25 protein-coding genes and 1 pseudogene are annotated in these 22810 nt (G+C 68.9%); 11 read left to right on the top strand and 15 right to left on the bottom strand.

The window, feature by feature from the left end:
* Positions 1 to 29: 29 nt before the first annotated feature.
* The 3 genes from ABEA33_RS03080 to ABEA33_RS03070 are packed head-to-tail and all read right to left on the bottom strand — an operon-like array spanning position 30 to position 3027.
* Positions 30 to 854 (bottom strand): PIG-L deacetylase family protein, encoded by an 825-nt coding sequence (locus tag ABEA33_RS03080; protein WP_345525096.1) that lies wholly within the window; start codon positions 852 to 854, stop codon positions 30 to 32.
* The gene (locus ABEA33_RS03075) at positions 854 to 1990 is read right to left on the bottom strand and encodes a glycosyltransferase family 4 protein (RefSeq protein WP_345525095.1); all 1137 of its coding nucleotides are present in this window, start codon (positions 1988 to 1990) and stop codon (positions 854 to 856) included. Before ABEA33_RS03075 ends, ABEA33_RS03080 begins: the two co-directional genes overlap by 1 nt.
* A complete protein-coding gene (locus ABEA33_RS03070; RefSeq protein ID WP_345525094.1) occupies positions 1990 to 3027 on the bottom strand; it encodes a lysylphosphatidylglycerol synthase domain-containing protein in 1038 nt (345 codons plus the stop codon). The genes ABEA33_RS03075 and ABEA33_RS03070 overlap by 1 nt, the downstream gene beginning before the upstream one ends.
* Before the next feature lie 93 nt (positions 3028 to 3120).
* Between ABEA33_RS03070 and ABEA33_RS03065 the strand changes: the two genes are divergently transcribed.
* Genes ABEA33_RS03065 through ABEA33_RS03055 form a run of 3 tightly spaced genes read left to right on the top strand, consistent with a single transcriptional unit; the run spans position 3121 to position 6181 of the window.
* Positions 3121 to 4215 (top strand): phosphatase PAP2 family protein, encoded by a 1095-nt coding sequence (locus ABEA33_RS03065; protein ID WP_345525093.1) that lies wholly within the window; start codon positions 3121 to 3123, stop codon positions 4213 to 4215.
* Positions 4212 to 4871, top strand: a complete 660-nt coding sequence (locus tag ABEA33_RS03060) for a response regulator transcription factor (protein ID WP_345525092.1) — start codon at positions 4212 to 4214, stop codon at positions 4869 to 4871. The genes ABEA33_RS03065 and ABEA33_RS03060 overlap by 4 nt, the downstream gene beginning before the upstream one ends.
* Positions 4868 to 6181, top strand: a complete 1314-nt coding sequence (locus ABEA33_RS03055) for a HAMP domain-containing sensor histidine kinase (protein ID WP_345525091.1) — start codon at positions 4868 to 4870, stop codon at positions 6179 to 6181. Before ABEA33_RS03060 ends, ABEA33_RS03055 begins: the two co-directional genes overlap by 4 nt.
* Before the next feature lie 108 nt (positions 6182 to 6289).
* On the opposite strand, the pseudogene ABEA33_RS03050 reads toward ABEA33_RS03055, so the two are convergent.
* Positions 6290 to 6919 (bottom strand): annotated as a pseudogene (locus ABEA33_RS03050) (alkaline phosphatase family protein); the annotation flags it as partial.
* Between the two features lie 256 nt (positions 6920 to 7175).
* The gene (locus tag ABEA33_RS03045; protein ID WP_345525090.1) at positions 7176 to 7886 is read right to left on the bottom strand and encodes a VTT domain-containing protein; all 711 of its coding nucleotides are present in this window, start codon (positions 7884 to 7886) and stop codon (positions 7176 to 7178) included.
* 78 nt (positions 7887 to 7964) lie between these two features.
* Here ABEA33_RS03045 and ABEA33_RS03040 point away from each other — a divergent pair, with 78 nt between their 5' ends.
* The 3 genes from ABEA33_RS03040 to ABEA33_RS03030 all read left to right on the top strand — a co-directional run bounded on the left by ABEA33_RS03040 (position 7965) and on the right by ABEA33_RS03030 (position 9874).
* Positions 7965 to 8798, top strand: a complete 834-nt coding sequence (locus ABEA33_RS03040; protein ID WP_345525088.1) for a COG4705 family protein — start codon at positions 7965 to 7967, stop codon at positions 8796 to 8798.
* Positions 8798 to 9625: an undecaprenyl-diphosphate phosphatase gene (locus ABEA33_RS03035; RefSeq protein WP_345525429.1), complete on the top strand. Its 828-nt coding sequence runs from the start codon at positions 8798 to 8800 to the stop codon at positions 9623 to 9625. Before ABEA33_RS03040 ends, ABEA33_RS03035 begins: the two co-directional genes overlap by 1 nt.
* A gap of 111 nt (positions 9626 to 9736) precedes the next feature.
* Positions 9737 to 9874 carry a hypothetical protein gene (locus ABEA33_RS03030; protein ID WP_345525087.1) on the top strand — a complete coding sequence of 46 codons (138 nt, stop codon included), beginning with the start codon at positions 9737 to 9739 and terminating at the stop codon, positions 9872 to 9874.
* 415 nt (positions 9875 to 10289) lie between these two features.
* On the opposite strand, the gene ABEA33_RS03025 is transcribed toward ABEA33_RS03030, so the two are convergent.
* From ABEA33_RS03025 to ABEA33_RS02980, 10 genes are all read right to left on the bottom strand, one after another.
* Entirely contained in the window at positions 10290 to 10745 is a 456-nt protein-coding gene (locus tag ABEA33_RS03025; protein ID WP_345525086.1) for a site-specific integrase, read from the bottom strand.
* A gap of 33 nt (positions 10746 to 10778) precedes the next feature.
* On the bottom strand, positions 10779 to 11474 hold the full coding sequence (locus tag ABEA33_RS03020; protein WP_345525085.1) for a tyrosine-type recombinase/integrase: 696 nt from the start codon (positions 11472 to 11474) through the stop codon (positions 10779 to 10781).
* A 3-nt stretch (positions 11475 to 11477) separates the two neighbouring features.
* The gene (locus ABEA33_RS03015; RefSeq protein WP_345525084.1) at positions 11478 to 11693 is read right to left on the bottom strand and encodes a helix-turn-helix domain-containing protein; all 216 of its coding nucleotides are present in this window, start codon (positions 11691 to 11693) and stop codon (positions 11478 to 11480) included.
* Between the two features lie 291 nt (positions 11694 to 11984).
* The gene (locus tag ABEA33_RS03010; RefSeq protein ID WP_345525083.1) at positions 11985 to 12590 is read right to left on the bottom strand and encodes an energy-coupling factor transporter transmembrane component T family protein; all 606 of its coding nucleotides are present in this window, start codon (positions 12588 to 12590) and stop codon (positions 11985 to 11987) included.
* Positions 12587 to 13270 carry an energy-coupling factor ABC transporter ATP-binding protein gene (locus tag ABEA33_RS03005; protein WP_345525082.1) on the bottom strand — a complete coding sequence of 228 codons (684 nt, stop codon included), beginning with the start codon at positions 13268 to 13270 and terminating at the stop codon, positions 12587 to 12589. The genes ABEA33_RS03010 and ABEA33_RS03005 overlap by 4 nt, the downstream gene beginning before the upstream one ends.
* Complete coding sequence (locus ABEA33_RS03000) at positions 13264 to 14397, bottom strand: thiolase family protein (protein ID WP_345525081.1); 1134 nt, start codon at positions 14395 to 14397, stop codon at positions 13264 to 13266. The genes ABEA33_RS03005 and ABEA33_RS03000 overlap by 7 nt, the downstream gene beginning before the upstream one ends.
* Complete coding sequence (locus ABEA33_RS02995) at positions 14397 to 15095, bottom strand: AMP-binding enzyme (protein ID WP_345525080.1); 699 nt, start codon at positions 15093 to 15095, stop codon at positions 14397 to 14399. The genes ABEA33_RS03000 and ABEA33_RS02995 overlap by 1 nt, the downstream gene beginning before the upstream one ends.
* A gap of 283 nt (positions 15096 to 15378) precedes the next feature.
* Complete coding sequence (locus ABEA33_RS02990; RefSeq protein ID WP_345525079.1) at positions 15379 to 15561, bottom strand: hypothetical protein; 183 nt, start codon at positions 15559 to 15561, stop codon at positions 15379 to 15381.
* Positions 15497 to 15844, bottom strand: a complete 348-nt coding sequence (locus tag ABEA33_RS02985; protein ID WP_345525428.1) for a biotin transporter BioY — start codon at positions 15842 to 15844, stop codon at positions 15497 to 15499. Before ABEA33_RS02985 ends, ABEA33_RS02990 begins: the two co-directional genes overlap by 65 nt.
* Before the next feature lie 204 nt (positions 15845 to 16048).
* Entirely contained in the window at positions 16049 to 16804 is a 756-nt protein-coding gene (locus ABEA33_RS02980; RefSeq protein ID WP_345525078.1) for an enoyl-CoA hydratase/isomerase family protein, read from the bottom strand.
* Between the two features lie 84 nt (positions 16805 to 16888).
* On the opposite strand from ABEA33_RS02980, the gene ABEA33_RS02975 reads away from it, so the two are divergent.
* The 5 genes from ABEA33_RS02975 to ABEA33_RS02955 all read left to right on the top strand — a co-directional run bounded on the left by ABEA33_RS02975 (position 16889) and on the right by ABEA33_RS02955 (position 22802).
* Positions 16889 to 18577 (top strand): AMP-binding protein, encoded by a 1689-nt coding sequence (locus tag ABEA33_RS02975; protein WP_345525077.1) that lies wholly within the window; start codon positions 16889 to 16891, stop codon positions 18575 to 18577.
* 81 nt (positions 18578 to 18658) lie between these two features.
* Positions 18659 to 19810, top strand: a complete 1152-nt coding sequence (locus tag ABEA33_RS02970; protein WP_345525076.1) for an acyl-CoA dehydrogenase family protein — start codon at positions 18659 to 18661, stop codon at positions 19808 to 19810.
* Between the two features lie 10 nt (positions 19811 to 19820).
* Positions 19821 to 20621 carry a PaaI family thioesterase gene (locus ABEA33_RS02965; RefSeq protein ID WP_345525075.1) on the top strand — a complete coding sequence of 267 codons (801 nt, stop codon included), beginning with the start codon at positions 19821 to 19823 and terminating at the stop codon, positions 20619 to 20621.
* Between the two features lie 110 nt (positions 20622 to 20731).
* Positions 20732 to 21301 carry a TetR/AcrR family transcriptional regulator gene (locus ABEA33_RS02960; protein WP_345525074.1) on the top strand — a complete coding sequence of 190 codons (570 nt, stop codon included), beginning with the start codon at positions 20732 to 20734 and terminating at the stop codon, positions 21299 to 21301.
* A gap of 289 nt (positions 21302 to 21590) precedes the next feature.
* Positions 21591 to 22802 carry an ABC transporter substrate-binding protein gene (locus ABEA33_RS02955; protein ID WP_345525073.1) on the top strand — a complete coding sequence of 404 codons (1212 nt, stop codon included), beginning with the start codon at positions 21591 to 21593 and terminating at the stop codon, positions 22800 to 22802.
* The last annotated feature ends 8 nt before the right edge of the window (positions 22803 to 22810 follow it).

Here is a 22810-nt window from a genome sequence, read left to right as displayed (position 1 = left end):
CTCCGCGAACCTGCCACGGACCTGACCGATCAGGGACGCGAGACAACCTGCGAGCGCAGGCTGGCGAAGATGTCGTCCTCGAGCACGCCCCCGGGACTCCGTCCGGGCTCGCGAAACCACTCGCGGCCGAGCACGCGTCGCGCCAGCGGTCGGGGCAACCGCAGCAGGAGGGCGAGGGTGCGCGGCCCGCCACCGGTCTGCGAGACGTGGGCGCGCAGCGCAGCGAGCTTGGCGTCGATGTGGACGCGCACGTCGACCTCATGGGTGAGGTCGGCACGGGCGGTGAACGCCCGGCTCGTGTCGGGCAGCTCGGGCACCGGCACCGCCCGTCCCAGCTGACGGAGGACCCGCACCACGCGGTCGATGAGCCCACGGTCGAGCGTCGCCTCGAGCACCACCGGGGTGCCGGCGAGCTCGGCCGCGAGCCGCCCGACGCGGTGGACCTGCACGTGGTCGGGGTGCCCGTAGCCACCCGCGGCGTCGTACGTCGTCAGGACGTCGGCGTGCTCGGCCCGCAGGATGTCCGCCAGTCGCGCGGCGACCTCATCCGGCGGCAGATCACTGAACGTCGGTGCGGCGGCGCCCGCCCCGCCCCAACCCGAGTCGGCGTAGCCCAGCACCTCCACACGGGTCACGCCGAGCGCGCAGGCGGACGCCGCGAGCTCACGGGTGCGCCGCTCGGCCAGGTCGGCGAGGTCGGCCTGCGACGCCAGACCGGCCTCGCCGGCGGTGGCGACCACGAGCACGACCCGGTGCCCGTCGGCCGCCGCCCGGGCGAGGGTGCCCGCGGTCAGCAGGGCCTCGTCGTCGGGGTGGGCGTGGAACGACACGACGGTGAAGGGCGGCCCGCTCATCACGCCACCGCCGACGTCAGCCGTGCGAGACGTGGGCGCACGGCGTACGCCGCCTCGGCGTACAGCTCCTGGGTGCGCCGACAGGCCTCGACCCAGTCGTGCCGTGGCGGCACCGTCGCGTTGTGGTGTGCGATCCGCGCGCGGAGGGGTGCATCGGTGACCAACCGGGCGAGCTGAGCGGCCAGGGCGTCGTCGGTCGCGCCCAGCAGACCGTCCACGTCGTGCCCGATGAACTCGACCACGCCACTGTGGGAGCTCGCGACGACGGGCAGACCTGCGGTCCGGGCCTCGAGCGCGGCGATGCCGAACGACTCCAGCTCGGCCGGTGCCACGAAGACCGAGGCATCCGCCAGCACCTGGCGGATCGCCTCGCGCTCGAGCCGTCCGGGGAGCTCGACCCAGTCGTCCATCCGGTGCCGACGCAGGAACCGCTCGAGCGCGCGACGCTGCGGCCCGTCGCCGACGACGATCGCGCGCAGCGGCACGACGCCAGGGACCCGACATCGCACGTCGAGCAGGATCCGTGCAAGCGGGAGGGTGCGCTTCGTGCGGGTCATCCGCATCACGCTGACGATCGTCGCGACGCTCGGCGGTGGTGCAGGGACGAGCGGTCGCCACGATCCGGGCTCGACGGCGTTGGCCAGCACGTGCACCGGCACGTCGGACCCGAGCATGGCGCGCAGCGGCGCGGCGGCGGGTTCGCTGACCGCCGACCACACCACCGGCCAGGACCCGAGGCGGAGCAGGCCGTGGGCCGCCCCCGGGAGCGGGCCCAGGCGCGACCACATCGAGTGGACCGTCACCAACGTCGGGAGACCGGCCGAGGAGGCCCGACGGGCCGCGGTGGTCGCGAACGGCGAGAGCACCGAGACGTGCACGTGCACCACGTCGGGAGAGAGGTCCTCGAGCAGCCGGCGAAGCCCGGCGTCCGCGCGTACGAGACCTCCGAGAGGACCAGCCGTGGCGTCGACCCGGTGGACCCACCGTTCGTCGACCACCCCGGCCGATGCCGGCGTCGAGGTGACGACATGGGTGTCGTGCCCCTCGAGGCGCTGCTGGTGGACGAGGTCACGCACATGGAGCTCGATCCCGCCCAGGCGCGGGAGGTAGCAGTCGCTGACGTGGACGATGCGCATCACGCCACCGCCCCGCCGGTCACGGGGCCGGCCCGGGCGCCGCGGCGGCGCCAGAGCCAGACGGCCAGCCCCACACCGCCGACCGGGATCTCCAGCCCGTAGGTGAGCGCCCGGTAGAGGAGCACTCCCGCGACGATGCTGGCCGAAGCACCGCCGAGCGCGACGAGCGCACCGGTCAGCCCGACCTCGACGACCCCCGCGCCGCCCGGAGTCAGGCCTACCAGGGTCAGCAGCCGCTCGACGGCGAAGCCCACCAGCACGACCGCGGGCGCGAGCGCCGAGCCGGTGACCGCGAGGCAGGCCCAGAGCAGGAGGAACAGCAGGGCCGTGTACAGCACCATGCCGAGGCTGAGCCGCATCCACCGCGTTCGGACCAAGCCGCTGCAGCTCGCCTGCAGATCGATGAGGGCTGGGCGCAGGCGAACGCGTCGGGGTGAGCGCACGATCCGCAGAAGGCCGAGAACACAGCGCTCCAGCAACCCCCCGATCCATGAGGCCGCCGACGCCCGGGACAGCACGGCGACGATGACCCCGCAGACGAATGCCAACCCGAGGGAGCCGAGGAGCGCAGGCCCGAAGGCCGGTCCCATCGACACGCCCGTCACGAGTGCGATGGCGGGTACGACGGTCAGTGGCAGCGCGAGCTTGGTCAGCACGTCCCAGACGTTGGTGATCACGGTGAAGGCGGCGAACTGGTCGGCGCCGTACCCCCACGTCCGTGCCATGCGGCCGTTCAGCGCGATGCCGGCGGCGCCCCCGAGCGGCAGGACGTTCGCGACCGCGCTGCCGGTGAGGCTGAGCGTCAGCGCCCGGCGGTGTGTCAGGGACGGCAGCGCGGCCGTGAGCGTGATCGTGTGGGACAGCAGCCCCAGCACCCACAGCCCTACCAGCCCCACGAGCTCCAGCGCCGGTACCGCGGCGACCACCGACCACGCGCTCGCCCACGGGACGCCGGTCCCCATCGGCAGGGCGACGACCAGCAGTCCCAGCGCCAGGCAGACGCCGATCAGCCAGCGTCCCGTCGTCGTCGTGATCACGGTCCCAGCGTCGAGCGCGCTTCCTGCACCTCACCTGACTGCGCGGGCGATCCGGTCAGGTGGCGTGCAGGTGCCGGGCACGAGCATCGTGCGGTGCGCCTCACCCTGCCCTCCGTGCCGTACGTCGCTGGATCGCCCGTCGGGGACGACGGCGCGGAGGACTCGGAGCCGGCCGCGGGTTGGCTGCTGAGGATCTGGGCGATCGCCGTGGTCTTCGCCGGAGTGGCGTTGTGGCGGTCAGTGGTCGTCGGGATCCCGGTGCGCGACCCCGGTAGCGAGATCCTCCGGGTGCGGATCGCGATCACGACCGGGACCTTCGTGGTGCTCGCGGTCCTGGACGCCGTACGGCGGGTGCCGCGTGGACGGCATCGCCTGCGGGTCATCTGGGAGATGTTGGGCCGGCGGTGGCCGGTGCGGCGGCTCCTCCGGGCAGCCTCCGCCCTGCTCGCCTATCACCTGGTATACGCCAGTTACCACAACTTGAAGAGCTGGGACGTCCTGAACGCGCCCCGCGACCACGCCCTGACCGGCGTCGACCGGGCGCTCTTCCTCGGGCACTCGCCGGCGGTGCTTCTCCACACGCTGTTGGGCGAGCACTGGTCGGCGTACCTGCTGGTGATCGTCTACGAGTCCTTCCCGACGCTGGTCTCGATCGCGTTTGTCGCCGCTGTGGTGTTTGCCGATCGGATTCGGGACGGAGTCGTCTTCATCGCCTCGGCGGTCTGGGTGTGGATCCTGGGGGTCGCCAGCTACTACCTGGTGCCCTCGCTCGGGCCCTTTCACGACCGTCCGCAGGACTTCGCCGGGCTTCCGCACACGATCGTGACGACCACCCAGGCGACGTACATGGGACAGCGCGCCCACCTGCTCGCGGATCCCTCCGCGCACGACGCGTTCGCCCAGGTGTCGGCGTTCGCCAGCCTGCACGTCGGTGTCACCACCGTGATCGTGCTGATGGCGGTCTACTACCGGCTGCGCCGGACGGCACTCGTCCTGGCCGGGTACCTGGTCCTCACGATCGTGGCGACGGTCTACCTCGGCTGGCACTTCGTGGTCGACGATGTCGCCGGTCTCGCTATCGGTGCGGTGGCCGTGGTGCTCGGCATCGTGACGACCTACCCGACGGGCCGGCCAGAACGCCGCGTTCAGGCTGTTGGCACGTTGCCGGGTCGAGAATGGTCGGCATGATCATCGGCGTGTGCGAGGACGACCCGGCCATTCGCCGGCTCCTGGCCGAGGCGCTGCGCTTCGCCGGGCACGAGACGGTGATGGCGCACGATGGGGGAGAGGCGCTGCGGCTCTTCGGTGCCGACAGCGGCATCGGCGTGCTGATCATCGACATCGGGCTGCCCGACTCCGACGGCCGCGACGTCTGCCAGGCGCTCCGGTCCGCGGGCCAGAACGCGCCGGTCCTTTTCCTGACGGCACTCGGCGCGACCCACGACCGGCTGGCCGGCTTCGGCGCGGGCGCCGACGACTACGTCGCGAAGCCTTTCGAGCTCAAGGAGCTGATCGCCCGGGTGGAGGCGCTGGGTCGCCGCGGCCGCCCGCCGCTCTCGACGACGGCGGGCCTCGATCTGGATCCGGCCCGGCACGCCGCACGCACGCCGTCCGGCGAGGTGCTCCTGACGCCCACGGAGTTCCGGATGCTCGCCGCAATCACGTCGCGGCCCGACGAGGTGGTGCGTCGGCGTACGGTGATCGCGGCAGCCTGGCCGGAAGGAGCCGTCGTGGCCGAGAACACCGTGGACTCCTTCATGCGCCGGATCCGGACCAAGCTCGAGTCCATCGCCTCGCCGGTCTCGATCGAGACGGTCCGGGGTGTTGGGTTTCGCATCCGGTGAGGTGGCCGCGCCTGCCGCGCTCCTTCCGGCGGCAGATCGTCCTCCTGACGGCCGGCATCACCGCCGTGGCGATGCTTCTCCTCACCCTGGTCGTCCAGGTGGTGCTCGCCCGGATCACCACCAGCGACGTCGACCGGGTCCTCCAGGATCGGGCTGACGCGGTCATCAGCTCGGCGACGACGGCCTCGTCGGGTGAGCTGGTCGTCCCCGACGCCCAGCTCGACGCCGGGGTCGCGGTATACGACGACCGGGGTCACCTCGTCGCCGGCGCGCCCCCCACGAGCCTCAGCGCGCACTACGCCGAGCTCGCCACCGTCGACACGAAGACCGTCGAGACCCATGGAGAGCACGGCCGTGTCCTCGCCGATCCGTTCACGGCCACGGGTGGTGCGTCCGGCGTCGTGATCGTGACGGAACGGCTGGAGCCGTACGAGGAGGCGGAGCGCCTCGCGCTGATCGTGACCCTGGTGACCGGGGTGCTCACGACGATCGCGGCGGCCGTGATCGCTGCCTGGACCACCCGTCGCGCCCTGCGTCCGGTCACCGTGATGGCCGAGACGGCCGCCGAGTGGAGCGAGCAGGACCTCAGCCGTCGCTTCGACCTCGGCACGCCGGACAACGAGCTGAGTGCGCTGGCCGGGACCCTCAACCAGCTCCTCGAGAAGGTCGCCTCGGCGATCCGCTCCGAGCAGCGGCTGACCTCCGAGCTCGCCCATGAGCTCCGGACGCCGCTGACGACGATCCAGGGCATGGCCGACCTGATCCTGCTTCGCGACAATCTCCCGGCGGAGGCGCAGCGCGACGTCGAGGAGATCTCGGCGGCCAGCCAACGGATGTCGGCGACCATCACCGCACTGCTCGAGCTCGCGCGCAACGAGGCGCAGATCGTGACGGCGTCGCAGTGCTCGCTGGTCGAGGTGCTCCGCGACGTCGCGGAGCAGGCCTCCGCGGGCTCGGTAGTGCTCGACGTCGACGTCGCGGAGGGGCGGCTGGCGCTGCCGCACGCCCTCGCCGTCCGTGCCATCAGCCCGGTCGTCGAGAACGCCCTGCGCTTCGCGCGGACCCGGGTCGAGGTCACGACAGTGGAGACGTCCGGCGCGGTCGACATCTTCGTCGACGACGACGGGCCGGGGGTCGCGAGCGAGGAGGTCGAGCGGATCTTTGAGCCGGGTCGTACGTCGGCCTCGGGATCCGGGGCCGGGCTCGGGCTCGCCATTGCCCGCCGGATCGCGCGCACCGTCGGCGGTGACGTGGCCGTCGCGCCGAGCGAGGCCAGCACCCGGTTCCTGATCCGACTGCCTCGCGGCTGAGGCGCGGGTGCTCAGGAGGGGGGCGATCGGAAGACCGAACGCTGCGGCCAGGTCGGGCGCGGATCGGGCCCCGCGCAGCAGCGGCGCGCCGAGCACCTGGTCGTACAGGCGGGTCAGGCTCGTGTGGTCGAGTACGGCGCCGACGACGTGGCCGTGCTGGCTCGGGTGCAGGACCGTCGTAAGGACGCGGTTGCCCTGCGAGTAGTCGTCCTCGTCCGCGGTCACGACGACCGCCAGGCGGCCTGCCGCGAAGTCCGGTCCCGCCAGGACCGGCCTCAGCAGTCTCCGCAGCCACCTATCTGCATCGCCGAGCGAGCAGTCCCTGTCGTGCGCGTCGTGGCAGAGGTCAGGAACCACCATGCCGGCGTTCGGCAGCTCCCCGGCCGCGGTGTCGCCGCGGAAGGCGGCTAAGGAGACGTCATCGCGGTGGCAGGCGGGGCGCTCGCCCACGAAGTACGCCCACGGGTTGTGCTTGACGGCGTAGCGCCGACCGCCCGACTCGAGCGCGCACGGTCGAGGCATGCCCTCGGCGTAGACGCGAGCGGTCTTGCCTCGGGTCACGGCCTGGCCGAAGACCGACCTGCCGTGAACGGGGTGGCTCGCGGGTGACGCATCGTCGAGGACGCCGAAGGTGCTCCCTCCGGCGATCGCGAGGTAGTTGGGCAGCGACGGATGAGTGATGGCGTGGAACCGGGTCGCGTATCCGTACGTGCGGGACACACGGAGCGTGTACGGCATGCCGTGGCGCATCTCCGCCAGGGAGTGGTTCTCGACGACCACGACGAGGAGCTTCGAGACGGGGACGACGGACGACGGGGTGAGCGGCGCGTGTCTGCTGGTCTCACGCCCTTCGGATGAGTCCGAGCCGGTGCCGCCGCAGGCGACCAGGAGGAGGACCGCGGTGAGGACGGGCGCGGTCGATCGCAGGAGCGACATGACGATCATCGGAAGACCTCGCTCCCGGGCGGTCCGTAGCGGCTGAACCGCATCCGGCTCACCGGACAGGACTGCCCGACATCGCGTCCGGCGACTGGGCGATCGGCTCGGCGTCGGTCTTCTCGGCACGGCCGGCACTTCGGCGGTGGCGCGCCGTGGCGACGACCGCGGGTACGAGGGAGACGGCGACGACGCCGAGCAGAATGAGCTCCACGTGAGCCGCGACGAACGGCACGCCACCGAGGAAGTAGCCGGCGGTCAGCACCCCGACGCCCCACGCGAGCGCGCCGAGGAGGTTGTAGGCGAGGAACCGGCGGTACGGCATCCGCCCGACGCCGGCGACGACAGGCGTGAACGTGCGCGCGACGGGCACGAACCTCGCCAGCACGACGGCGCGCGAGCCATGGCGGGCGAAGAACGCTTGCGCCCGGTCGGCATGGGCCTGGGAGAAGAGCCGCGATCCCGGACGGTTGAAGACTCGGGGGCCTCCGCGCCGCCCGATCAGGTAGCCGACCTGGTCGCCCACGAGTGCGGCGACACAGATGCCGAGCGCCACGACGCCGAACGGGAGCCCGAGCACGCCCGCCGAGGTCAGCACCCCGACGGTGAAGAGCAACGAGTCGCCCGGCAGGAAGAACCCGACCAGCAGCCCGGTCTCGGCGAAGACGATCGCCATCACGACGAGGAGCGCGACGGGGCCGAGGCCGGCCAGGTACGCGTCAGGGAGGGGATCACGCTCGCACGCTAGGAACCTCTCCCTGCCACTCACCTGACCGCGGCGTACGGCGGTGGTCAGTTCGCGACAAGTCAGGTTGCGTGCAGGAAGCGATCCCTAACGTCCCGACCCGTGTACCCGACAGCCGACGCGCTCGACGCGCCCACTCCCGTCCCTGCCCGCACCCGATCCCGGCGCTCGCGTCTCGAACCGATCGCAGCCAAGGTCCCGGAGATCACCGCCCTCTTCTGGGTCATCAAGGTGCTGACCACCGGCATGGGAGAGGCCGCGTCCGACGGGCTCGGCGAGGCCAGCCTGGTGCTCGGCGGCATTATCGGCGTCGGCGGCTTCGCCCTCGCCATGTGGCTTCAGCTGCGCGCCGACCGGTACCACGCCCCGACGTACTGGTTCTGCGTGTCGATGGTGGCCGTCTTCGGGACCATGGTGGCCGACGTCCTGCACGTCGCCACCGGTCTGTCCTACTACGTCACTTCGGCGTTCTACGCGCTCGCGGTGGCGGTCCTGTTCACCTGGTGGCACCGCTCCGAGGGCACGCTCTCGATCCACCACATCGACACCCGCAGACGCGAGCGCTTCTACTGGGCCACGGTCCTGGCGACCTTCGCGCTGGGTACGGCGGTCGGCGACCTGGTCGGACTCACCATGGACCTCGGCTTCTTCTCGGCGGGCCTGTTCTTCCTGGCGGCGATGATGGTGCCCCTCGTCGCGTGGCGGCTCGGGGCGAACGCGACGCTGTGCTTCTGGGCGGCGTACGTGCTGACCCGCCCGCTCGGAGCGTCGTTCGCCGACTGGATCGGCAAGGAACACGAGATCGGCGGAGGCCTGGGATTCGGCGACCTGCCCCTCACGGCGATCCTCGCCATGGCGATCGCCACGCTCGTCGCCTATGCCCACCGTTCCGGCCACGACATCCAGCGGCCCATCCCCGTGGATGCCGAGGCGTGATCGGCCTCTGGCAGGCGGCCGTCCTCGGCGTCGTCGAGGGACTGACCGAGTTCCTCCCGGTCTCTTCGACGGGCCACCTCAAGATCGTCGAGGGCCTGCTCGGCCTGGACGTCGGCGACGACAGCATCGTCGGGTTCACCGCGGTGATCCAGATGGGCGCCATCGCTGCCGTGCTCCTCTACTTCGCCCGCGACATCGCGCGGCTCGCGACCGCCTGGGTGCGGGGCCTAGTCAGCCGGGAGCGCCGTACTGACCCGGACTACAGCTTCGCGTGGTGGATCGTGTGGGCGACTATCCCCGTCGTCGTGATCGGACTGCTCGCGAAGCCGCTGATCGACGGGCCGCTGGCGTCGCTCTGGGTGGTCGCGGCGTCGTTGTTCGCGGGCAGCGCGTTCATGTGGGTGGCTGACCGGGTGGGCTCGCACACGCGACCGGAGTCCGACATCACCCTCACGGACTCCGTGGTGGTCGGAACGGCGCAGGTGCTGGCCCTCTCGTTCCCGGGGTTCTCCCGCTCGGGCGCGACGATCTCGACCGGCCTGCTCCGCGGCCTCGACCGCGTCGCCGCGACCCGGCTGTCCTTCTTTCTCTCCATCCCCGCCCTGACCGGCGCGGGACTGTACGAGCTCAAGGAAGCGGTCGGCGGGGGAGTCGGCATCGGGCCAGTCGCGGTCGGGACGGTCGTATCGTTCGTGGTCGCGTACGCCACGATCGCGTGCCTCCTGCGCTACGTCGCGCGGCACAGCTTCGACGTCTTTGTCTACTACCGGCTCGGCGTTGCCGTCCTGCTCATGGGTCTACTCGTGACGGGAGCGGTTGCTGCCTGACCGGTCCGGCCGGGAAGTTGGCAGCAGAACCCGCAGATGTGCACCGGCGGGAGAGTCGAGCAGGTCGAGCCGACCGCCGGCCCGCTCGGCCAGCCCACGTGCGATCGCAAGATGCGCAAGCGCCTGATCATCAGAGCAGCGGGACTCGCGCCGGTCGCCGCGCCGTTCGCCGCGACGATCGCCGGCGGGGTCGCGGTCGCCACTGGTGGCGAGGGCGACGGACCGTCGAGCCACAACCTCACGCGGTAGCAGGCCGACGCCGCGACCGAGGCCCTCCTTGCTGCCACGGCTGGCGGCCCTGTCTACAGCGTGGAGACCGACAGCGAGAACGGCGCGACGTAGAGCCGGCGCCGCTGCCCCCGAACTGCCCTCACAGATTCGAGGACGCTTCTTCGTGGCGGCTCCTCGCGTCCATCGGGCTGCGTGCTCCGGTCCGGGTGTCTCGGGCAACACTGGGGCAACACAAGGTCCAGAAACAGCCCGAGATTGCCAACGGTGGCCAATCGCCGATTGTGCCTCTGACCTGCAGTTTCAGTGATTCTCGTCATCGTCCATCAACCCCTCGATCCCTCTCTCAAGGCGGTAGCGCCGGTTCGAATCCGGTCGGGGGTACAGGTCAGAGAAGGGGCCCCTCCCAGCGGAGACGCTGGGAGGGGCCTCTTCTTCATTTTCGGCTGAGATCGGTCTCGAGCAACGCTGGGGCAACACGGAGCAACAGACCTCTCCGCGTCCGCGCCGCTTCACGGGCCCGATCCATCGCCTCGCCGACCTCGTCGAGCCGGTCATCGAACAGATGGCCGTAGGTGTCGAGCGTCATCGTCGCCGAGCCGTGCCCGAGCATCTGCTGGACGACCTTGACGTCGGCGCCACTGGCGATCGCCAGACTTGCCGCGGTACGCCGGAGCTCGTGCGGGTGGAGATCGGGCACGCCGATCGCCCTGGACGCGGCACCGAACGCGGTCCGGAACGTGCTGACCCGCAGCGGCTGGCCGTTGCGAATGCCGGCGAAGACCAGGTCGTCGACCTCCTTGTCTTTCACGTGCTCTGCCAGCTCGGTCGCGAGGAACCGCGGGATCGGCACCTCGCGTCTCTGGTGCGTCTTCGGGGTGCCCCAGACCAAGCCCGCCCTGGACCGGCGTGACGGACTCGGCGATCACCGCGCGACTTCGGGGCAGGTCGATCCGGCCGACCCGCAGCGCGGCCATCTCGCCGTACCTGACGCCCGTGAGGCCAGGAAGAGCACGACCAGCCGACAGGTCTCATTGGTGCGGGTGTCCAGACTGCTGAACTTGCTCACGTCGCTCGGGTAGCCGGTCGCCGTGGCGAGGTCGTCCACCTGCTCGTGGGTGAGGTAGCGATGTTCGTGCTTGCCGACCCGCGGCAGGTTGACACCGGTCGCGACGTTGCGCGCGAGTCGGCCGTCCTTCACTGCCATGTCGAGGACCAGACTGAGCACGCGGTGGATCTTCTGGACGGTGGCGAGGGAGTGGCCCCGCGCCAGCTCGGTGACCCAGGCCTGAACGTCACCATGGGAGACATTGGCGAGCCTGACCCGGCCCCACTTCGGATGAATGTGCTTGCGCACGATTACCTCATAGCGCGCTCGCGTGCTCGGCTTGAGGTGAGTCTGCCCGTCCAGCCACCGCTGAGCCCACGCGCCGACCGCCACCTTCGCCAGCGTCGGGTCGACGTACGTCCCGGTGACCTTGGAGGTCTCCATGCTGGCGCGGAAACGCTCGGCGTCGACCTTGCGGGCAAAGCTCTTGCTCCGCTGAGCGCCGGCGGGCGTGCGATAGAGCACGCGCCACGACGTCCGACCGTCGCGGACGCGCTTCTCGATGCTGGCCATGACTCATTCTCCGTGCTGACGCCGACAGCCGCCGCTGTTCATTCCCGCTCCTGTTGACGGTTGGTCTGTTCGGTGAGCCCAGAGGACGAGGTTGGTGCGCCAGTAGCGGACGTGGCGGCCGATCTTGAAGCTGCGGGGTCCGAAGCCGAGGTGGCGCCAGTAGCGCAGGGTGCCTTCGGGGACTCGGAGGAAGGCGCAGGCTTCTTGCAGGGTGAGCATCTCGTCCCCGGGTGGCGAGGATTTTCGGGACCGATCAGAGCCAACGATGTTCGATCCATTGGGCGAAGTAGACCCCGTATAACGGGCATGAGCGTGGGGCGGTCTACGACGAGCGACCAGACATCACGAGGCGCGACGCGGTATGGCCCCGCTGTGGAGCACACCACGCGGGATGGCGGCGCCCTGCGGCATCAGCATCGGGCCGTTGCGACTCGCAAGGTTTCTCCCGAGTGGACCTTTCACCCAACCCAAGCAACGGCACGCTCAAATTCGCAAGCGCATGGTCAAACGTCAGTCGTCGAAGCCGCGCGCGGCTAGCGCGTCGCCCATCTCGTCGGCGCGCCTCAGCGCGCCCACGATGAGCGGCACGGCGAATGCGCGTGGACTGACGACTTGTCCGCGCGCGTGCTGCGCGTCCCTGATCGATTCCGCCAGCTCAATGACTAGTGGTACTCCGCGGATGGCGAGGTTCAGCATGAGACCGATCCGTTCCGGACTGACGCCCAGAAAGCGCAGATGCCGGCTCAGTCGGACTATGACGTCGACCAGGTCGCTAGTGCGAGTCGTGAGGGTGACGAGTCCGGCGAGCAGCACCAGGGCCACGATCACGCCGACGATGACCGCAGCGCGAACCCAACCCATGACGATGACCTGGAAGGCAGCCAGTGGGACGACAACCCACAACAGGGGCCGCAAGGTCTGCCACAACAAAGGGAGCGGGATCCCGCCGGCGGCATAGCCCAGCACCACGACGACCAGCGCGGCGGCGGTCTGGGCAGGAGTGCGCACGAGAATGGAGCAGAAGCCGGCCACGACCAGCGTCGAGAGCTTGATCCCTGCCGGCAGCCGGTGCAGGACCGAGGTGCCCGAGCGGTAGAGCCCGATGGTCGTCGTCATGTCATCAGGTCTCTGTAGAGCTTGATCGACTCGGCCGGGGCGCCGTCATGGACCAGCTTGGCCTCGTCGAACACCAGGACCCGGTCGAAGTCGGTGAGCAGCTCAAGGCCATGGGTGACCAGGACGACCTGCTGTGGGAGGTCGGCGACCAGTTGGGCGACCATCTTCGTGTTGCGCAGGTCGAGCAGTGTCGTCGGTTCGTCCATGACCAGGAGAGCGGGCTCGGTCACCAGAATCGACGCGAGGGCGAGCAGTTGCTTCTGCCCACCGGAGAGGAGGTGAGCCGCGTGGTCGGCGTGCTGGTCGAGTGCGTACTCCGACAGGATGCCTTTCACCCGGGAGGCCCTCTCGTCCTTGGTCAGACCGCGCCGTCGAAGCCCGAACGCCACGTCCTCTGCGACTGTCGGCATCACGATCTGGGAGTCGGGGTCGGTAAAGCAGAAGCCGACCTTCCGGCGGATCTCACGCCCTTGGCGCGATGTGTCGAGCCCGTCGATCGTGACGCTGCCCGAGGACGGGACGACGAGTCCGTTGAGCAGACGGACGAAGGTCGACTTCCCAGAGCCATTGGCTCCGATCACGCCGATCCGTTGCTCGTCCAGCACGACATCGACGTCGCGCAGCACCGGGACGGGACGACCGGGGTAGGTGTGTGTGACGCCAGTGACGCTGATCAGCACCGCTCCACCACCATGGCTACCCCCATACCGCCGCCGGCGGCGATCGCAGCCAGACCGAGGCGGCCCTGGTTTCGGGTCACCAGCCGTGAGAAGAGCCGGACCACAAGGACCGCCCCGGATGCACCCCACGGATGGCCGAGCGCGAGCGCGCCACCCTCGGCACACACCCGTGCCGGGTCCAGGCCGAGTTCGTCGCAACAGGCCAGGATCTGCCCGGCGAAGGCTTCGTTGAGCTCGATCGCGTCGACCTGGTCGAGCGAGGCTCCGGCTCGTTCGAGCGCCAGGTGTACGGCGGGAACCAGCCCTCGTCCGGGGCGGGAGGGCATGACGCCCGTGGTGGCGGTGGCCAGCACGCGCAGCCCGGGCACGGCCAGGCGTTCCTGCACCTCTCGACTGACCACGGCCACGGCGGCCGCTCCGTCGCTGATGCCGCAGGAGTTCCCGGCGGTCACAGTGCCCCTTGCGCGGAACGCCGGGCGAAGTCGCGCAAGTCGTTGTTCCGTGAATCCGGCGCGGGGGCGGTCATCTCGCGACACCGTGGCGAGCGGCACGATCTCGGCGTCGAACACGCCGCCCTGCTGCGCGGCCACGGCGCGTGCGTGGGAGCGAGCCGCGTATGCGTCCTGGCGCTCGCGGGCAACGCCCGCCTCGGCGGCCAGTAGGTCGTTGGCCAGCCCCATGTCCAGGTCCTCTGGCGCAGGGGCGAAGGGGGCGCGCTGGTAGCGGACCGGCTCGGCGCCATCCACTGGTGGCCAGGACCGCCAGGGTGCGGTGCTGGCCGACTCCACGCCCCCGGCGAGCACGATGCGAGCGCCCCCGCGGACCAGCTGGGCGGCGAGGTCGATTGCGGCCAGGCCGCTGGCGCACTGCCGATCAACGGTGAGTCCTGGGACTCCCGCCGGCAGTCCGGCCGTGAGCGCCGTGAGCCTGGCGACGTTCCCGCCTGGTCCCATGCAGTTGCCGAGGATCACGTCATCGACTTCGTCACCGTTGAGACCGGTCCGGTCGAGGAGCGAACGGAGAACCGGAGCACCCAGCTGCTCGACGGTGAGGCTGGCGAACGCGTGGTCGGCGGTGCCGATCGGCGTCCTCGCGGCGGCGACGATCACGGGGCTGACCTGGCTCATCACTGGAGCGCACCACTCGTCGACACGGCGCTCACCACGGCGCGTCGATCGACCTTGCCGTTCGTGGTGAGGGGCAGGGACTCCAGGTGCAGCCAGCGCCGCGGCTGCTGCGGTGTGGACAGCCGTTGTCGCGAGCGCGCTCGCAGGTGGGGCACGTCGTCGGAGCGGGTGACCACGGCGACCACCACCTCGCCCAGCTCGGGATGGGGCAGTCCCACGACGACTATGTCGCCCACGGCGTGGGGACGCAGCACGTGCTCGATGTCGGCCACCATCACCGTCGCACCGGCGGTGGTGATACCGCCTTCGCGGCCCAGGACGGCGACGTACCCGTCCACGACCTCACCCCGGTCGCCCACCGTCGACCACCCCGCGCTGTCGCTGCGGACGACCAGGTCCGCCTCCAGGTATCCCTCGCACACGTAGGGCGAACGCACCCACAGCTCGCCACTGCGGCTGGCCACCTCGACTCCCGGGAAGGGGCGCAGCGATTTGGCGTGTGCACCCCACGCGACGAAGGACAGCTCCGCCGCTCCGTAGTAGTGGCTGACCCGAATGCCGTGGGCGGTGGCCTCGTCGTACGTGGATCGCTTGAGCCCGTCGCCGGCAACGAGGACGTGTCGGCCGACGAGGACTTCGGGGCGGGCATCCAGCTCATGACGCAGAGTGGCCGGCAGCATGTGCGCGTGCGTCGCCATGTGCGGTGTGTCCACGCGCGTCGCGCCCGCCCATGCTGTGTGCACGGCTGCGAACAGATTCATCGTCGAGGCGAGAGGACCGGGGATCCATACTCGGCTGGAGGCGTCGAGGCCAAGCAACGACGAGACATGCGGGAATGAGTCCACCCACGAAGCCGTGGACCGCACGATGCGGCGTGACCGCGCGGAGGTGCCCGACGTGGTGAGCGCGACTCGGCGACCCTCCCGGTGTGATTTTGCGAAGGACTCGACTGGGTCCTTGGCTGCGAGGATGTCCGTCGGCTCAGACGGAGACATACGAAGGGTCACGGCGTCCTTGCCAACGCCGCTCGGGCAGCAATCCGGGGGAGGCGGCGTGTACTCCGCGCGCGACCAAGGCACAGAGGACGGCCTTGATCACGTCACCAGGCACGAACACCAGAGCCGCCGACACGGCTGCGGCAGGGCTGAGGTCGGCTCGCACCACGAGGCCGAAGATACCCAAGGCATTGAGGACCAAGACACCGCCGAGCACGTTGACCAGGACCCCCCCGGGAGACACGGTAGGGGGCTCCGGCTGCATAGGTGAGGGCGCCGACCGCGAACGCTGCGACGGGGAATCCGATGAGGTAGCCGACGGAGGGCCCGGCGAATACGCCGAGGCCGCCACGACCCCCGGCGAGCAGCGGCAGCCCGAGAGCGACCAAGGTCAGGAACACGATGAGTGCCAGGGCGCCGCGGCGCGGCCCCAGGATTGCTCCGGCCAGCATCACACCGAGGGACTGGGCCGTGATCGGTACAGCGCCACCGAAGGCCGGAATGGCGGGAATGAGCCCGAGGGCGGCAACGATGCCGGCGAACACGGCGACCCTTGCGAGGTCCTGGCTGCTCGGTTTGATGGTCCTACGGAACATGGTTCTCTACCTTCGGGGTGCGGGGATGGACATGACTCGGTCGCCACGGGGTCGTCAGCGTCATCGCTGGGGTCGACTCAGCAGGAACTGATCAAGCTCGCTCTGGTTCTGCTTGCGCATCAGTCCGATCGTCTGGCACTCCTCGCCGAGACGAGACGGAAGTGTCACGTCCCAAGCGGAGCGTAGGAGCGAGCGAGTGGCGCCAGCCGCACGCCATGCCCCGCTCGCTACTTCCGCAGCCAGGGCATGGGACCGCGACTGGAGGTCGGCTGCGGCCGCGAGCTCGGTGACCAGACCCCATTTGAGCGCCTCTGGGCCTCTCACCTCACGCCCAGCGACAAGCATTGCTGCGGCTCGGTGGCTACCGACTGCCCGGGGGAGTAGCCAGCTGGCACCCGCGTCGGGGGTCAGGCCGACCTTGTGCCATGCCGCGACGAACCTGGTCTCGGGTGTCGCGACGACGAGGTCTGATGCGAGAGCCAACGACAGGCCTGCACCTGCTACGGCGCCTTGTGCCCCCGCGACGATCACCTTCGACGACGCGTGCAGGGCACGGATGCACTCGTGCATCGTGCGGGCGACCTGGGTCGCCCACTCGGGCGGCTCGGCAGCCATGGCCTTCACGTCGCCTCCGGCGCAGAAGTGCTCACCGCGACCCAGCAACAGCAGGACATGGACGTCGTCTCGGTCGAGCAGTGCCGTGACGGCTGACGTCAATTGCTCGGCAACGTGCAGATTGATGGCGTTGGCATGGCGTGGTCGGGCCATCGTGATGACCCCGACGGCGTCCGCCACAGCACTCTGAATGTGATTCACAGTTCACTAGTGTCGCCCCGAAGCCGGAAAAAGACCAGGAAAAGTCGCTGGGAGACTAGCCAAGTGAATTGAGATTCGCTTAGTGTGCTGCTCGTCACCCGAGGAGGGCATGTGAATACCCAGGCATCTGCATCGCACGACGTCGTCAATCTCTACGACCGTCGCGCCGACCAACGATGGAACCGAGTGAGTGTCGCCGACATTGTCGAGCGCCTCACGTGGAGCACCCCCGACAAGGAGGCGCTCGTGGCCGGCAGCGGCGCCTTCGCCGACCCGGCCTTCGAGCGCCTCACCTTCGCCGAGCTGGACCGCCTGATGAACCAGGTCGGTCACGGGCTGCGAGCTGCGGGGCTGCAGCGCGGCGATCGCGTCTTGATGGTGTGTGAGAACAGCGTTGAGGGCTACGCCTTCAAGCTCGGGGCATCCAAGATCGGCGTCGTCGTCGCTCCCCTCAACCCCAACCTCGCCCCGGACGTGGTGCGGCACCTGGTCGATCGCGTGGAGCCCAGCTACCTCGTCGTTGACGCCGAGCTGTGGCCCAGGGTGCGTCCCGCGTTCAGCGACACCGACCGCGAGCCAGACGTCACGATCGAGATCGGCGGCGACGTCATCGGCGCGAGCCAGTCGTTCACCGACTTCGTCGCAGGACAGCCCACGGATGAGCCCGAGGCAACCGTCCATGGCGATGACATCTGGGAGATCCTGTTCACCTCTGGGACCACCGCGATGCCCAAGGGCGTCATGGAGTCCCACACCACCGTGACGCTGGCCGCTCACGGCTTCGCCCTGACGCTCACACGAGGGCTGCGCGTCGAGTCCGACGTGAAGGTGGCGACCTTCTTGCCGATGATGTATCACGTCGGCCACTACGTGTTTGCTCTTGCGGCCTTCGTCGCTGGCGGCTCCGTCGTGCTTGGACGCTCACCCGATCCGGAGGCGATCGCGCGTGCCATCGAGGCCGAACGCGTGACGGCGCTCTGGGCAGGCTCCCCGGCCATGGTCCGGGCACTCGTCGGCGTACTGGACGAGAGTCCACGCGATGTTGCCAGCCTCACCATGGCCGTCTACGGATGGGCGGCCCTCCCGCCATCGGTCCTGAAGGGCTTCCGGGTCCACTGCCCCCAGCTCGATGTCGTCGAGATCTTCGGACAGACCGAATCGATCTCGTGTCACCGCTTCTGGCCGGCCAAGTGGCCCGATGTCTACGAGGCCACGGCCCCGCAGATGAACTACGTGGGCATCCCGAGCCCACTCCTCGCATCGCGAATCATCGACCTGGACGGCAACTCCCTCGAAGGACAACCAGGGATGGCCGGTGAGGCCGTGTACCGCTCCCCGGTGATCGCAGCGGGGTACTACAAGGACGAGCCCGCGACGCGCGAAGCGTTCCGCGACGGGTGGTTCCATTCGGGAGACAGTTGCCTCTACGACAACGACGGCTTGCGCGTCATGGTCGACCGCTACAAGGACCTGGTGAAGTCCGGCGGAGAGAACGTGTCAACGATCCGCGTTGAATCCGTTGTCTCAATGCATCCATCGGTTGCCAAAGTCGCGGTCGTCGGGCTCCTCGATGACCGCTGGGGGGAAGCCGTCACAGCGGTCGTTGTCCCGGCTGACGGGAGCACGACGACCGAGGAGGAACTCATTGCGTTCGCGCGCGAGCGGTTGGCGGGCTTCGAGACGCCCAAGCACGTGATCTTCGTCAAGGCGCTACCGGAAACCGTGGGCGGCAAGGTCATGAAGTACAAGCTCAGGGAGCAGTTCCAGGGCTGAGTCTCCTCATGCAGGACCCGTCTATCGGCGTACCGAGCGTCACTTCACACCCAGATCAGCGACAGCAATGGCAGGAGCATCATGGACTTCGAGGAGAGCTACGAGCACGCAAGCCTGCGCAAGGCAGTGGCGCAGTTGTGCACCTCATTCGGCGACGAGTACTTCCGGGATGTCCTGGCCCGCGACGGTCGCACCCACGAGTTGTGGTCAGCGCTGGGCCAGTCCGGTCTCCTCGGGGTCAACCTGCCCGAGGAATACGGCGGTGGCGGTGCCGGCATCACGGAACTGGCCATCGTGGTGGAGGAGACCGCCGCGTCCGGCGCTCCCTTGCTCCTCCTGCTGGTTTCCGCGGCCATCTCAGGAGAGGTGCTCAAGGAATTCGGCACCCACGAGCAGAAGCAACGCTGGTTGCCGGCCATGGCGGACGGGTCGGACAAGATGGTGTTCGCCATTACCGAGCCCGACGCGGGGTCCAACACGCACGAACTCACCACCAAGGCCGTCCGCGACGGGGACGAATGGGTGCTGTCCGGCACCAAGTACTACATCTCGGGCGTCGATGAGGCCTCCAACCTGTTAGTGGTCGCTCGCACGGGCACGTCCGCGAAGGGAGGCGGCGAAATGACGTTGTTCGTCGTTCCCACGGACGCCGTTGGTCTCGAGCGCGCGCTGATCCCGGTCGAGGTTAGGGCGCCCGAGAAGCAGTACACCCTCACGTTCGACCAGGTCCGCATCAGTGACGATCGGCGAGTGGGCGAAGTCGGTGAGGGCATGAAGATCGTCTTCCGAGGGTTGAATCCAGAACGCATCACCGGCGCTGCGATCGAAACCGGCATCGCGCGCTACGCCTTGGCCAAGGCCTCCGCCTACGCGCGGCAGCGTGAGGTGTGGGGAGTGCCCATCGGCGCCCATCAGGGCGTGTCGCACCCGCTCGCCGCAGCGGCCGTCGACGTGGAGCTCGCTCGCCTGATGACTGCCCGCGCCGCCTGGCTGCACGACAACGGAAAGCCTGCCGGGGAATCGGCCAACATGGCGAAGTACGCCGCCGCTGAGGCAGCGCTCGTGGCTCTCGATGTCGCCATCCAGACGCACGGAGGGAACGGACTCGCAAGCGAGTTCGGCTTGGCCCACCTGTGGGGGACCGCACGGCTCTTGAAAGTGGCGCCGGTCAGCCGGGAGATGGTCCTCAACTTCGTGGCCACCCACACCCTCGGACTGCCCAAGTCGTACTGAGGTGGAACGATTGAGCGTCGTCGCGCCGGAGGGCGCGGTCGACCTTGTCCTCAGTGGCCCAGACCTGCTGTTCGAGGTTGCCCGTATCGACCGTCGCCAAGACGGCTCGTTGTACGCATGGATGCCGACCGGCACGTCCGTGACAGCCGGAGGGCGACCCCAGGTTGCCGGGCTCGGCGTCCTGGTCGACGACGTGCTGGGCTACGCGGTGAACGACATGGCCGGAGGATGGTCGGTAAGCACCGAGCTCTCCGTGGATGTGACGGGACCGCTCCCATCAACCGGTGGCATCACCTGTGTCGGCCGCGTGGTCCACGCGGACGAACTTGGAGCGCTCGCGACAGGTGAGGTGTCTACCGCCGACGGGCGAGTAGTTGCCCGCTGCGTCCTGCGAGGCCGTTTCCGTGACGAACAGCCCCGATCGGAGGCCAAGCGCCCTGAACGACAGATCGAGCTCGCGCCCTTGGACCGCACCGACATCGATACCGTCCTCGGGTATGCCGCGAACGGAGCTCCGCCCCGTCTCGCGCTCACGGTGACCGAGCGGCTCACCAATCCCATGGGGAACCTTCATGGCGGAATCCACTTCTGCCTCGTCGAACGTGCAGCGGCTCGTGCCGCCCCCGCACTGAAGAGCACCGCGTCGGTGCGCCTGCAACTGGTACGTGGTGCTCCTCAGGGCACGAATCTCATGGTGACGGCCAAGGTAAGCCACCTCGGTCGCACGCAGGCCGTGGTGGAGATCCAGACTCGAGATGAGCTTGGAAAGCTGTACAACACGGCCACGGTCGTGCGGCACGCGTCCGCCTGATTCGGGTCCACACGTGTTGAGATGACCGAGTTGCTAATGTCCATCCGATGACTGACCGTCGTTGGTCGGTCGCCGGCACTGCACAACAGAACGTCGAGCAAGGGGGACCAGTGGCACAGCGCACTCGCGATCCTGCCCGCAAGGAAAAGATCCTTGACGCGGCCGCCGGTCTTCTCGCGGACAGCGGCTACCACTCCGTTTCGATGGCCGAGATCGGAGAGCGCGCCGGCATCGTCGGGTCGGGAATCTACCGACACTTCGAGAGCAAGGCGGCGATCCTGGTCGAGCTCTTCGAGCAGGTCATCGACGACCTCCTGGCTCAGGCGCGCTCCGCCGTCGAGGGGACGGACGACCTTCAGCAAGCACTCGACCAACTGGTCCAGGGACAGATCGAGTTCGTCGTGTTCAAGCGGCATCTCGCCCAGATCTACTACAGCGAGTTGTCCAACCTGCCGCGCGACGACCAGGTGCGACTGCGCCGCAAGCAGCGTTTGTACCTGGAGGAGTGGGTGCACGTCCTCGGTGAGCTCGAGGGTCTCAGCGAGCCCGTCACCCGGACGAGGGTGTACGTCGCGATCGGTGCCATCCAGGCGGTCCTGTTCCACCAAGTGGTGTTGAGCGGCGACGAGCTCGTGGAGATCCTGACTCGCTCGGCGCAGTCCATCTTGAAGCTCGCCTAGGCGCTGATTGGACCGTGTCGGCGCCAGCCGGCCCCCTGTGCAAGGCAGGGACGGAGGTCTGACGTGCCCGACGCCGGGTGCCGCGTCAGGGCCGAGGGCTCCCAAGCAAGTGATGCCCGTTTCACTTGGACCTCCAGAGGGCCACACGTGGCCCTGTCTGCATGTTTCCGAACGCCTGGGCTGAGCGTGTCGGCTCCAAACTAGTGAATTCAATGTCACTAATCTCTTGTGAATTACGATTCACTTGTGTCACCCTGTGGGCCTCGTCACATCAGCGAAGGAGCAGGTCATGGAGCCGTTCGGCCCGAAGCATTCACAGAAGCGATCACGGGGTCAGTTGGTAGGAGGTGTGGTGCTGGCGTCGTCGTTGTTCCTGGCAGGCTGCGGCGGTACCGCCGCGGGTCCCGGGGGAGCCGGACCGAGCAGTGGGGACGAACTGCCGGAGACCGTGAAGGTCATGGTCAGCGTCCCGCTGACCGGGCCTGCCGCGTTCGCGGGTGCTGAAGCCGAGAAGGGCTATGAGCTCGCCGCGGCGGAGATCAACGAGTCGGGCTTCCTCGGGGACGGGGTCACCCTCGAGATCGACGTCCGGGACACGCAGGCGTCCGTGCAGAAGGCCGCGAGTGACGTCACCGCTGCGATTGCGGACAGCGAGGTCACCGCGGTGCTCGGCTCACTGAGCAGTGCCGAAGCGCTGGCCCAGTCGCCGATCGCGGAGAAGCAGAAGATGCCGATCGTCTACATCCAGGCTGGCTCGCCCGGCGTGATTCTGGGTGATTACACCTACCGGTTCCCGACGCCCATGAGCAGCTACTACAACATCCTCTCGGAGCAGATCGCAAAGGAAGGTTGGACCTCCATCGGCATGGTCTACGGGGCATGGGTGCCGACACTCAAGGAACTCGGCGAAGTGGCGATTCCGGAGATGGCCGAGGAACTCGGCATCGAGGTCACCAGCTCGGTCGCGACCCAGCAGACGACCCAGGACTTCAGTGCGCCGATCAAGCAGGTTCTGGAAAGTGATCCCGATGTGGTCTCGATCCTGCAGATCGGCCCGGCAAACGCGACGGCGATGCAGCAGCTTCGGCAGGCCGGGTTCGATGGCCCGGTCCTGGGCAACTCCTCCGCTGGCGCCAACACTCTTGAGCCCGCTGGCGAGAACGGCGCCGGGATGATCTGGCCGGTCGACTTTGCTCCGGGCACCGACGACCCTGCCTCGATCGAGTTCATCGAGAAGTACAAGACCGCGAACAACGATGAAGAGCCGTTCCCGTACGCCGCCGAAGCATATGACGCCACCTGGTTCGTCGCGAAGGCGATCGAAGCGGCTGGTAGCGCCAACCGTGGCGCGGTGAAGGACGCCATGGTGGAGATGGCCGGCGGCACGTGGACCGGTGCGCTCGGCAGTGACCTGTCCTTCGAGGAGAACAGCCTCAAGGTGAACGGCACCGTCATCGAGTGGGACGGCACTCGCGAGAACGTCCTCTATTCGGCCAACTGAGGCCCGTC

The sequence above is a fragment of the Nocardioides endophyticus genome, from assembly GCF_039543845.1.
Classification (GTDB): Bacteria; Actinomycetota; Actinomycetes; order Propionibacteriales; family Nocardioidaceae; genus Nocardioides; species Nocardioides endophyticus.
The sequence above is the reverse complement of the archived record's forward strand: the minus strand, read 5'-3'. Positions and strand labels throughout refer to the sequence as shown.